The sequence below is a fragment of the Spirillospora sp. NPDC049652 genome (genome assembly GCF_040675125.1).
Taxonomy (GTDB): Bacteria; Actinomycetota; Actinomycetes; order Streptosporangiales; family Streptosporangiaceae; genus Spirillospora.
Genome location: NZ_JBFAOF010001589.1, coordinates 1 through 1,011, shown reverse-complemented (window position 1 = coordinate 1,011; position 1,011 = coordinate 1). Strand labels below are relative to the sequence as shown.

At 74.8% G+C, this 1,011-nt stretch carries 1 pseudogene; it reads right to left on the bottom strand.

Features of this window, described 5'->3' with window-relative positions:
* Positions 1-1,011: pseudogene (locus AB0J52_RS42155) on the bottom strand (hypothetical protein); the annotation flags it as partial.

Sequence of the window (1,011 nt, the reverse complement as noted above, 5' to 3'; positions counted from 1 at the left end):
CACGCGTTGTGCGGGCCGCCGTGCACGTCCACCAGCAGGGGGCCGCCGGAAGGCGCGTCCGGGTCGCGGAGCAGGAACCCGTGGACGCGCGTGCCGTCGGAGATCGTGAACTCCCGCTCGGTGGCCTCCGGCAGCGCCACGTCGGGCAGGGACTCGGCGGTGTGCCGGGTCAGGGGCGTGGTCTCGCCGGTGCCGAGGTCGAGCAGTTCGATCTCGGCGAAGCGGGACGCGTCGGCGACCAGCAGCGCGGCCCGGCCCGCCTTCGCGGCGACCGAGCACCCCGAGACACCGGTCCCGGCGGGCAGGCCGACCTCGGTGATCCCGGCGCCGTCGAGCCGGTACAGGCGGGTGACGCCGCGGTCGCGGGCGCAGAAGAGGAGTTCGCCGCCGTCGCCGCCGGTGAACTGCGGCAGCGCGCCCGGATAGCCGGGCATGCCCGGCATGACGTTGCGGTCGAGAGGGGCGCTGAGCAGGGTGGCCGGAGAGCCGTCGAGCGGCAGGCGCATCAGGTGAAGATGCCCGGTGTCGGCGGTGGCACGCCCGGTGACCAGGAGAGACTCACCGTCGGGAAACCATTCGACCGTCGCGGTCAGGCCCTCGGCGTTTCCGGCGACGCGCAGGCCGGTGCCGTCCGCGCCGACCACGCACGCGGCCAGGGTGCCGGTCAGGTCGGAGCGGTCGCCGATCGAGGCCGGGAACGCGATCCGACTGCCGTCCGGTGACCAGGCGGGTGGCCCGGCGTGCTGGACGGCATCCGTCTCATTGGTGGTGATTTGCATGGTCTCGCCGGTCGCGACCTCGACCACGAACAGCGCCGTCGGAACGTTCCCGACCACACCGCTGCCATCGGCCTTGTAGTCGAGCCGGTCGAGCACGACGGGCGCCGCGGGGTCCGGCTTGCCGGCTGGGGCGGCGAACGCGATGCGGGTGCCGTCCGGGCTCCAGACCGGGGCGCCCGCGCCCGCCTCCCGCTCGGTCAGCGGGACGGCCTCACCACCGCCTGCGGGCAGC